Origin of the sequence: Bombilactobacillus bombi, assembly GCF_013607485.1 — a bacterium.
Lineage (GTDB): Bacteria > Bacillota > Bacilli > Lactobacillales > Lactobacillaceae > Bombilactobacillus > Bombilactobacillus bombi_A.
This window is the reverse complement of the sequence record NZ_SCHP01000037.1, coordinates 1-10894: the sequence shown is the minus strand read 5'-3', so window position 1 is coordinate 10894 and position 10894 is coordinate 1. Positions and strand designations below refer to the sequence as shown.

Below are 10894 nucleotides of genomic sequence, written 5' to 3'. Positions count from 1 at the left end.
ATATACTAATTAGATAAATAGGAAGAGTTTTAAGCTCCATTTTCCATAAAACTAATGCAATTATTAAAGTATATAGGAATTTAAAATATCGATTGGGATGGAGCGGTAAAAAAAAGAAGCCATAAATTGTAATGACGAAAAACATTACTAGAGCTACTTGCATATTGTTATCAAAGTGATATGGATATTTTTGTGTTAAAATAATCGGATAAATAATAATACTGAGACTGCCAATAATTGTAGATAATAATAGCTTGATTAGTTTCATTGTTATTTTCAATCCTTAAAATATTTTTAATTTTATATTTGAAGATATTTTTTAATTGGTGTAGTGTTTTAGTATTGAAATTAGATAGAGGTTAGAAATAGTATGTTAGAAAAAACGTTTTATAAGCAATTATTAAAAAATTCCTTTAATATTCCAATTGAGGTAACTTACTGGGATAATTCTACAGAAAAGTATGGTGAAGGTGAACCCCAAGTCAAGATAAAATTTAATGAAGCTATTTCCTTAAAGGAAATAACGAATAATGCTTCCTTAGCTTTGGGTGAAGCCTATATGGCTAAGAAGATTGAAATCGAGGGCAGCATCGAAAAATTGATTTTAGCTGCTTATCAGAATAAAAATAGTTTCTTCTATAATAAAACACTTAAAAAGATTATGCCTCATCGTAAGCATTCAGAAAGTGATAACGAAGGTTACATTCAGGAACATTACGACTTAGGAAATGACTTTTATAAATTATGGTTAGATCCCACTATGACTTACTCGTGTGCTTATTTCAAGCATCCAGATGATGATTTACAAACTGCTCAAATTAACAAGGTTAATCATATTCTTAAGAAGCTCAATCAGCAACCGGGGAAAACTTTGGTTGATATTGGCTGTGGCTGGGGTACTTTAATGTTTACTGCAGTACAAAAATATCATTTAAAAGTTACTGGTATTACCCTAAGTGAAGAACAATTTGACTTTGTTTCGCAAAAGATTAAAGATTTGCATTTAGAAAAGGATGCAGAAGTAATTTTAACCGATTATCGGGAGTTGGATGGTAGGCAATGGGATTATGTGGTTTCAGTTGGAATGTTCGAGCATGTTGGTAAAGAAAATTTACCAGGATATTTTGCGGATATTGCTAAATTTATGAAGGATGACGGCGTGGCCTTAATTCACGGTATTACTCGTCAAGGAGAAGGTGCTGCAAATGCTTGGATTGATAAATGGATTTTTCCGGGTGGGTATGTTCCAGGAATTGAGGAAAATATTAATAGTATTTTAAAGTCAGGTTTACAGCTTAGTGACTTAGAAATGTTGCGTCGCCATTATCAAAAGACCACTGAAATTTGGGATAAAAACTTTAATGAGCATCGTGAACAGATTACTAAAATGATGGGTGAAAAATTTGTTCGAATGTGGGATTTATATTTACAAGCTTGTGCGGCTTCATTTGCTTCGGGAAATATTGATGTCATGCAATATTTATTAACTAAGGGGCCATCTGGTTCTAAACTGCCAATGACGCGCGATTATGTCTATCAATAAAAGTGAATAAAGATTTTTATTATGCTGTTTTTTGTGATAACATATTTAGGTTAATTAAATTCCTGATGGAGCAAGTTTGCTTACCTGTAACCGAATAAGGGGGAAAAGTATTTTGGAAAAAGAGAAACATTTTTTTACATCTGAATCAGTGTCAGAAGGCCATCCAGACAAGATAGCAGATCAGATTAGTGATGCAGTTTTAGACGCAATTTTAGCTAAGGATAAGGATGCACGTGTTGCATGTGAGACCACTGTAACAACTGGGTTAGTTTTAGTTGCTGGGGAAATCACGACCAGTGCTTATGTTGATATCCAGACAATTGTTCGCAATACCATTCGTCGCATTGGCTATACGAATTCTGATTATGGCTTCGATGCAGATACTTGTGCAGTTATCGTAGCTTTAGATCAACAGTCGCCAGATATTGCTCAAGGCGTTGATGCTGCCTTAGAAAAACGTGAAAAGCAGGCTGATATTGATCCTTATGATCAAATTGGCGCTGGTGATCAGGGATTAATGTTTGGATATGCAACTAATGAAACTCCTGAATATATGCCTTTACCAATTTTATTGGCCCACAAATTAACCTATCAAGTTGCTCAAGTTCGTAAAAAAGGAATTTTGAATTATTTGCGGCCGGATTCTAAAGCTCAAGTAACCGTTGAATATGATGATAAGGGTCGTGCTTTAAGAGTTGATACAGTAGTTTTAAGTACTCAACATAATCCGGAAATAAAATTAGCGGATTTAAAGCATGATATTATTGAAAAAGTAATTAAAGAGGTTATCCCGGCTAAATTTTTAGATGAAAAGACTAAATTTTTGATTAACCCCACTGGTCGCTTTGTTCTAGGAGGGCCAAGTAGTGATACTGGTTTAACAGGTAGAAAGATTATTGTCGACACTTATGGTGGTTTTGCTCATCATGGTGGTGGGGCTTTTTCTGGTAAAGATGCCACTAAAGTAGATCGTTCGGCTAGCTATGCAGCACGGTATGTTGCTAAAAATCTAGTAGCAGCGAAAATTGCTGATCAGATTGAAATTCAATTGGCCTATGCTATTGGGGTAGCTCGACCAGTTTCAATTGATGTTAATACCTTTGGCACTAGTCAATATACTGACGACCAAATTGTTGCTGCAATTCGTCAGGTATTTGATTTGCGACCAGCTGGTATTATCGATATGTTAGATTTAAAACGTCCTATCTATGAACAAACAGCGGCTTATGGGCATTTTGGTCGAACGGACGTAGATTTGCCTTGGGAACATTTGGATAAAGTCCAAGAATTACAAGAAATATTGCGAAAGTAGGTTGAACATGTGTGAAAAAAACTGAGCAGAAGACAAATGTAAAATTAGTAACAGTTGCCGTCTTTATAGCTAATTTTATGACGGGAATTGAGGGAACAATTGTCTCAACGGCAATGCCCACCATTATTGGGGATTTACACGGTTTGAGTTTAATGAACTGGGTGTTTTCAATTTATTTATTGATGAGTGCAGTTACAACACCAATATATGGTAAATTATCCGATCGTTATGGCCGTAAATTACTGTTAAATATCGGCTTAGTAATTTTTGTGGTGGGTTCATTTTTATGTAGTATGTCGCAGACAATGTTGCAGTTAATTTTCTTTCGGCTTCTGCAAGGTTTGGGTGCAGGTGCTATTCAGCCACTTACTAATACTGTACTAGCAGATATATATCCTTTGGAAAAAAGAGCCAATATGATAGGTTTAAACAGTGCTTCTTGGGGAATTGCTTCAATTATTGCACCCTTACTAGGGGGATTTTTAGTTGAAAGAATTAGCTGGCACTGGGTTTTTGTAATTAACATTCCAATTGGAATATTGACTATGGCGTTAGTTCAATTATTCTTACATGAAAATATCAAGGCGCGTAAACAGGCAATTGATTTTAAGGGGATTATCCTTTTAACTTGGACTTTAATATTTTTAATGTTAGGTTTACAAAATCTTAATTCCGTTAACACTCTAACTATTAGTGCAATTTTGTTAGGCTTGGCTTTAATTTGTTTGGTGATTTTAATTAAAATTGAACGTCACCAGGCTGATCCCATTGTCCCTATTCATCTTTTTACAAATCGGTTATTTGTTATTCAAAATATAACGATGTTGTTAATTTCAGGATTTTTAATTGGTTTTGAAACTTATTTACCAATTTGGATGCAAAGTGTCTTAGGATTACCACCGATTCTTGGTGGTTTTGCAGTAACTCCGAGCTCTGTAATTTGGCTGGTTGGTTCTTATTTTGCTGGCAAAATGATTGCTAAATATCCACCTCACCGCATTACTTCGACGGCATTATTACTGCTTATTACAGGATGTATCATATATCTATTCTTACCACTAAAGACTGCTTTTTATGTCTTTTTATTAATTTCAGCAGTTTATGGCTTTGGTTTTGGTTTAGCAGTCACAACTTCCACGGTCGCTTCCCAAAGTGTGGTTGCGATGCAAGAAGTAGGTACGGCGACTAGTTTTAATACCTTGGCGCGGAGTTTAGGACAGACATTGATGATTTCAGTATTTGGAGTTGTGATGAACCTGAAACTAGCTCAAGGAGTTCAAAATTATCATGGTTTAACTTTCAATATGGTTAATAACATGATTAATCCTTCTACTGCTAATTTAGTGCCAGCAAAATATTTATCACTGGCTCGTAAAGTTGTTTTTTCCAGTTTACATGAGATTTATGTTGTCGGATTATTGATTTTATTGCTAGCTTTTATAGTTAACTTGCTCGATTTTAAGAGTCGAAAGTTGTTGCGTGAATATCAAATATCAGATATTTAATTAAAAGTGTGTTAGCACTAGCAAATAGAGTTCCTGCCAAGACATCACTTGCAAAATGGACGTGTAAGATAACTCGACTACTAATTACTAATAGATCTAAGATAGCGAGCAGGTAAATACCTGTTCGTTTTTTGGTGCGTTGCAAGATGATGATTTGTAGGCTTAAGGCTAACGCAGTTATAGCGACTGTATGTCCACTAGGGAAACTAAAGCCGTGAACTACAACTAAGTGAGTTAAAGTTGGGCGAGGTCTTTGAAAAATGTACTTTAAGTAATGGTTAGCAACTGTATTAATCAAAACGCTACTCACTAAAAATAATTTTTGACGTTTAGAAACTAATATGCTGCCAATAATACTTATAATAACAGTTAAAGAGGGTGTCCCTATATTAGTAAGGACTTGAAAAAACTTAACTAGATCAGGATTTTTAAAAAAGAGGATTTGAAAAACTGATTTATCAAAGTTATCAATTAGGGATACATTATTGTAAACTAATCCTGCAAGTAAAATAAAAAGTGAATATAAAATAATAATTGGAATAAGTTTGTTTACGTGTTTATTTCGCATAGTAACTCCCTTGTGTTTATATTAAATAGTTAGTATTATATAGGGTAGAGTGTTTAATACGTGATAAATATATCATAAATAGTTATGTTTGGAGATTGTACACTTGAATTATCAATTGTATTTTAACAAAAAAATTAGTGGTCTAAAAAAAGTATGTAAGAAGCAATTTTTTACTCGCTTTACAATTATCAGTTTTAGCTGTTTATCAGTCGGCATAGGAAGTCAATTTTTAGCTACAACAGTTAAAGCAGATGATAATGTGCCAATGACTATTAATATTAATAATGCAGCAAATCCTGAAAATATTGTAACTTCCAATGGCTATGGTGATCAAAAATTCCTTAATTATTTAGGCTTATCGGCACAAAAATTAGCAAGCAACAATGACTTATATGCTTCCGTAATGATTGCTCAAGCATTACTAGAAAGTGGTTGGGGAACTAGTGGCCTGGCCCAGGCACCTAATTATAATTTATTTGGTGTAAAGGGTACTTATGAAGGACAAAGTGTTAATTTTAGCACTCAAGAAGATGATGGTGCGGGCAACTTATTTTCTATCAATTCTGGTTTTCGACGCTATCCTTCTTATAAAGAATCTCTAGAGGATTACGTCCGTGTTTTGCGGTCTAACGAGCAACTTTATGGTCCTGTTTGGCGGAGTAATGCGCCGACATATCAAGATGCTACCAAAGCTCTAACTGGACATTATGCTACCGATACAACTTATGATCAAAAATTAAATGGTCTTATTGAAAAATATAATTTAACCCGTTTTGATCAATCACCGACACCCGGTGAGCAGCTTAGTGTTAATGATATTGTGGTTAATAAAGTTAATTGGGTAGTTAATCAGACACAACCGCACTTGAGTGCTAGTGCTTATCAAAAGCAGCAGGCACCTGTGATTATTTTGAATCATTATAATCATTCTTTTGCTAGCGCATCGAAGCAACCTAATGTAAAAATGCCCGTAGCTATTAATGATGAAATTTCAGAGGCTATTAATCTGAATAAAGAGATTACACAAATTCCTCCTGTTAAGGCACTGCCTTTAATCAATCAGACTTTGCCTAAAAAACACGATGCTATCACTGTTAAGAAACAAGTTTCCAAAACTGACCAATCTAATGGTGATGTTTCAGTAAATAAGGAAGAAATTCCTGCAAATGAAAAAAATACGGAAAAAAGTTCTCCTGCACAGTTGCAATAGTTTGTTAGATTATTTATAATATTAAATATTATTAACAATGTTTAATAAACAAAGCGAGAAAATAGTAATTGATTTCTTACTTTTCAGAAAGTGGAAGGTTGATGTGATTCCATAAGTAAGGTTCAATGAACTCATTCTCAAGTTTAAATATTGAATAAAAGTAGATATTTACGGGGTATCGTTAACTACTAAAGAGTTGCATAATAACATGCAAAACTTAGGTGGTACCGCGGTTATTCGTCCTATTGCAAATAGCAATAGGATTTTTTTATAAGGAGGATTATTTATGAGTTATAACCATAATGTTGTCGAAAAAAAGTGGCAAGAATACTGGCAAAAAAACCAAACTTTTAAAACTACAACAGCTAAAGATAAAGATAATTTTTATGTTTTGGATATGTTTCCTTATCCTTCCGGCAAGGGTCTACACGTGGGACATCCAGAAGGCTATACAGCTACAGATATAATTGCCAGAATGAAGCGGATGCAAGGTTTTAATGTCTTACATCCCATGGGTTGGGATGCATTTGGCTTGCCAGCTGAGCAATATGCAATTAAAACGGGAAATAATCCGCGAGAATTTACCCAAAAAAATATTAACACCTTTAAAAAGCAAATTAATTCATTAGGATTTTCTTACGATTGGGATCGTGAAGTCAATACGACTGATCCTAACTATTATAAATGGACTCAATGGATTTTTGAGCAGTTATATAAAAAAGGCTTGGCTTATGAAGCCAAAATTCCGGTTAACTGGAGTCCAGATTTAGGTACGGTGGTTGCCAATGAAGAGATTATTGATGGTAAAACCGAACGGGGTGGTTTTCCCGTTTATCGTAAACCAATGCGACAATGGATGCTTAAGATTACTGCTTATGCTGATCGCTTAATTGATGACTTAGATTTATTGGATTGGCCTGAGAGCATTAAAGATATGCAAAGAAATTGGATTGGTCGTTCCACTGGTGCTCAAATAACTTTTAGCATTGCTGATAGTGATCAGAAATTTGATGTTTTTACTACTCGTCCAGATACTATTTTTGGAGCTACCTACATGGTAATGGCACCCGAAAAAGATTTGGTTAATCAAATTACTACATCTCAACAGGCAGATGCTGTGAAGGCTTATCAAGAACAGACAGCACGCAAAAGTGATTTAGATCGAACAGATTTAAATACCGATAAGACGGGTGTATTTACTGGTGCATATGCAATTAACCCAGTTAATGGCAAAAAAGTTCCTATTTGGATTTCTGATTATGTATTAGCTAGCTATGGTACAGGAGCGATTATGGCCGTTCCTGCTCATGATCAGCGGGACTATGACTTTGCTCGCAAGTTTTCTCTGCCAATCACCCCAGTTATTGCCGGTGGTAACATTGATGATGCCGCCTATGTTGGTGATGGCAAGCATATTAATTCAGAATTTTTAAATGATCTTAATAAAGAACAAGCTATCGCTAAAATGGTAGATTGGTTAGAAGAACATCAAGTAGGTAAGAAACAAGTTAACTATCGCTTGCGCGACTGGGTATTTTCTAGACAGCGGTATTGGGGAGAACCTATTCCAGTTATTCATTGGGAAGATGGCGAAACTACCTTAGTTCCTGAAGATGAGTTACCGTTACGATTGCCAGTTGAAGCTGATATTAAGCCTTCTGGAACCGGTGAAAGTCCATTAGCTAACTTAACAGATTGGGTTAATGTGGTTGATAAAAATGGACGTAAGGGCCGCCGGGAGACTAATACCATGCCACAATGGGCCGGCAGTTCCTGGTATTACTTACGTTATGTAGATCCTCATAATGATCAGGTAATAGCTGATTATCAAAAACTAAAAGATTGGCTGCCAGTTGACTTATACATTGGTGGTGCCGAACATGCAGTGTTGCATTTGCTATATGCACGTTTTTGGCATAAGTTTTTATATGATATTGGGGTTGTTCCTACCGTGGAACCATTCCAAAAGTTATTTAATCAAGGAATGATTTTAGGACAAAACCATGAAAAAATGTCTAAGTCAAAAGGGAATGTAGTCAATCCAGATGACGTAGTTGCTGAATATGGTGCTGATGCTTTACGGGTGTATGAGATGTTTATGGGGCCTTTAGATGCTTCGATTTCTTGGAGTGAAGAGGGCTTAGCTGGTTCTTATCGGTTCTTAGAGCGTGTTTGGCGCTTATATATTAATAATGACGATGATAATATTTTACGATCAGACTTTGTGGTTGAGCAGGATAATTCAGATTTGAAAAAGGTATATAGTGAAACTGTTAAAATTGTTACAGATCGCTATGAAAAATTACAATTTAATACGGCAATTTCGCAAATGATGGTATTTTGTAATAATGTTCAAAAAGCTAAAATTTTCCCTCGTGAATATGCAGAAGGTTTCGTGAAATTGTTAGCACCAATTGCGCCACACATGATGGAAGAATTATGGCAGAAGTTAGGTCATCAAGAATCTATTACTTATGCACAATGGCCGACTTATCATGAAGAAGATTTAATTACTGACAATGTAGAAGTTATTCTACAAGTGAATGGCAAATTGCGGGATAAAATTACTGTTCCCATTGATACGCCAAAAGAACAATTGCAAAAATTAGCTCTTCAAAATCAGCATTTGCAAAAATTCATCGCCGATAAGAAAGTTGCTAAAGTAATTGTTGTTCCTAACAAAATTGTCAATATTGTAGTAAAATAAAAGCTTCAAAACCATGCAGAGAGGACAGATGAAATGACGCAAAATAGTCAAACATCCACGACATCTGGGCAAGTTTCTCAAAGTAAGTCCAGTTTAATTAGAGGTTCCGCGTGGATGACGGCTGGGAGCATTTTTTCCCGTATTCTCGGTGCAATCTATGTTATTCCTTGGAATAACTGGTTTGGTTCGTTATTGATGGCTAAATTAGCCAATTCATTGTTTGGTAAAGGCTACAATATTTATAGTTTATTTTTAATAATTTCTACTGCGGGAATACCTGGGGCAATTTCTAAACAGATTGCTCATTATAATGCGATTAATGAATATGCTACCGGTAATAAATTATTTCGTCAGGGACTTAAGATTATGGCAGTCACTGGTGTCCTGACAGCTGCAATAATGTATTTTGGAGCCCCAGTTTTAGCAGTTCTCTTGTCTGGCGGCGATCAAAATGTAGTGCCAATTTTAAGAGCTTTATCATGGGCTTTATTAATAATCCCCATCATGAGTATTGTCCGAGGATACTTTCAAGGCTATGAGCAGATGGCACCTTCAGCTATTTCGCAATTTATCGAACAAGTGGCGCGAGTAATTTATATTTTAGCAGCAACTTATTTTGTTATGAAAGTTAAAAATGGTAGCTATATTACTGCGGTCGCGCAATCTACTTTTGCTGCTTTTATTGGGGCTATCTTTGGTCTGGGAATTCTGGGTGTCTATTTCTTGCGACAATTACCTAAATTGCGGGCTTTGTCTAAGGGTAGTAAAAATGAAGTTGATCTCAGTGAGAAAAATTTCTTTTGGGAAATTTGGAGCCAAGCTTTACCGTTTATTATTTTAGATTCTGGAATTGTTTTATTCCAAATTTTCGATCAACAAACTTTTAACTTTATGATGAGTACAGTGATGCACTTATCGACAAACACTTTGAATTCTTTGTATGCCTTATTTAGTTTTAATTCCAATAAGTTAATAATGATTGTCGTGTCCTTATCGACCGCTTTAGCAATTACAGCAGTACCATTATTATCGGCTGCGTATTCTAAAAAAGATTGGCCAGAAGTTAGTGCACAAATTGGCAATACTTTACAGTTGTTTTTCTTAGTTATGATTCCTTCAGCTTTAGGCATGTATGCAGTAGCTAAGCCGCTTTATATTTTATTTTATCGGTATGACCAATTGGGTATTTTTATTTTACAATTCAATTCAGTTATTGCTATTTTATTGGCACTTTTCACAGTTTTATCAGCTATTTTACAGGGGTTATATCAAAATGGTTTAGCGATTAAATATTTTTTAATTGGTTTTGGCGTTAAAATTATTTGTCAATATCCTTGTATTTATCTTTTTAAAACTTTTGGGCCTTTGCTTGCTACGGGTATAGGAATGACTGTGACTTCGTTGTTGATGTTTCAATTATTGCGATACAAATTTGGCTTTGAAATTCGGCAAACTTTTCGGCGTACTTGTGGTATTTTATTCTTATCTACGATTATGTTGATAATTGTGCTGGCTATTGATTGGGGAGCTTATCATTTTATTAGCGTGGATAATCGAATTTTATCAGTAGGCTTATTAATTGTTGAAGTTCTGATTGGAGTAGCACTTTATGGTTATTTGATATTAAAAGTCAGATTAGCTGAAAAGATTTTAGGCCCTAAGATTGTTTTGTTACGCAAAAAATTACACATTAGTTAATGTTACAAATAGGATTGGGAGGTTGTTTTAGTCTCAATCCTATTTTTGTCTATGCAAATAAATGGATCCAATATAATCTGTAAATAAAATTGTTGAAAACACTTTCTGATTGCGTTTTAATTAAAATAGAAAGATTAGGGAGGAATTATTATGGTTAATTACAGTGATAATTATGAAAAATTTGCCCAAGAAACTAAAGTTTTGCGGGAACAATCGCCTGCTGAAATGCAAGCTTTTGGTGGATTAGTTAAAGAATCACTTAAGTCAGGCGCTTTAGATACAAAAACTAAGGAAATGATTGCTTTGGGAATTGCGATTGCAGATCGTTGCGAAGGCTGCATTATGTCACAT

The 10894-nt window shown here is 34.9% G+C and carries 8 protein-coding genes, 1 pseudogene and 1 other annotated feature; of the genes and pseudogenes, 7 read left to right on the top strand and 2 right to left on the bottom strand.

The features are described 5' to 3' along the window. The coding region (locus EQ827_RS06700) for a hypothetical protein (protein ID WP_181190229.1) at window positions 1-268 on the bottom strand (268 nt) is incomplete at its 3' end. 102 nt (window positions 269-370) lie between these two features. Between EQ827_RS06700 and EQ827_RS06695 the strand changes: the two genes are divergently transcribed. From EQ827_RS06695 to EQ827_RS06685, 3 genes are all read left to right on the top strand, one after another. Beyond that, window positions 371-1543: an SAM-dependent methyltransferase gene (locus tag EQ827_RS06695; RefSeq protein WP_181190228.1), complete on the top strand. Its 1173-nt coding sequence runs from the start codon at window positions 371-373 to the stop codon at window positions 1541-1543. Between the two features lie 112 nt (window positions 1544-1655). Beyond that, a complete protein-coding gene (metK, locus tag EQ827_RS06690) occupies window positions 1656-2855 on the top strand; it encodes a methionine adenosyltransferase (RefSeq protein ID WP_181190227.1) in 1200 nt (399 codons plus the stop codon). Between the two features lie 11 nt (window positions 2856-2866). Further along, window positions 2867-4360: an MDR family MFS transporter gene (locus EQ827_RS06685; RefSeq protein ID WP_181190226.1), complete on the top strand. Its 1494-nt coding sequence runs from the start codon at window positions 2867-2869 to the stop codon at window positions 4358-4360. Here the strand turns inward: EQ827_RS06685 and EQ827_RS06680 are convergent. Continuing rightward, window positions 4314-4928 carry a phosphatase PAP2 family protein gene (locus tag EQ827_RS06680; RefSeq protein ID WP_181190225.1) on the bottom strand — a complete coding sequence of 205 codons (615 nt, stop codon included), beginning with the start codon at window positions 4926-4928 and terminating at the stop codon, window positions 4314-4316. The two genes, EQ827_RS06685 and EQ827_RS06680, sit on opposite strands and share 47 nt — an antisense overlap. Window positions 4929-5310: 382 nt before the next feature. Between EQ827_RS06680 and EQ827_RS09190 the strand changes: the two are divergent. The 4 genes and pseudogenes from EQ827_RS09190 to EQ827_RS06660 form a co-directional block, all read left to right on the top strand. Next, window positions 5311-5709 (top strand): annotated as a pseudogene (locus EQ827_RS09190) (glucosaminidase domain-containing protein); the annotation flags it as partial. A gap of 471 nt (window positions 5710-6180) precedes the next feature. Further along, window positions 6181-6386 (top strand) — a binding site (T-box leader). A 38-nt stretch (window positions 6387-6424) separates the two neighbouring features. Then, complete coding sequence (gene leuS, locus EQ827_RS06670) at window positions 6425-8845, top strand: leucine--tRNA ligase (protein WP_181190224.1); 2421 nt, start codon at window positions 6425-6427, stop codon at window positions 8843-8845. A 33-nt stretch (window positions 8846-8878) separates the two neighbouring features. Next, window positions 8879-10543, top strand: a complete 1665-nt coding sequence (locus tag EQ827_RS06665; protein ID WP_181190223.1) for a putative polysaccharide biosynthesis protein — start codon at window positions 8879-8881, stop codon at window positions 10541-10543. 150 nt (window positions 10544-10693) lie between these two features. Continuing rightward, on the top strand, window positions 10694-10894 hold a 201-nt coding region (locus EQ827_RS06660; protein WP_181190222.1), incomplete at its 3' end, for a carboxymuconolactone decarboxylase family protein.

What these genes read in the sequence shown, in the direction of transcription:
- EQ827_RS06695 (WP_181190228.1), top strand. Translation starts at nt 371, where the DNA reads ATGTTAGAAAAAACGTTTTATAAGCAATTATTAAAAAATTCCTTTAAT.
- EQ827_RS06680 (WP_181190225.1), bottom strand. Translation starts at nt 4,928, where the DNA reads ATGCGAAATAAACACGTAAACAAACTTATTCCAATTATTATTTTATAT.
- leuS (WP_181190224.1), top strand. Translation starts at nt 6,425, where the DNA reads ATGAGTTATAACCATAATGTTGTCGAAAAAAAGTGGCAAGAATACTGG.
- EQ827_RS06665 (WP_181190223.1), top strand. Translation starts at nt 8,879, where the DNA reads ATGACGCAAAATAGTCAAACATCCACGACATCTGGGCAAGTTTCTCAA.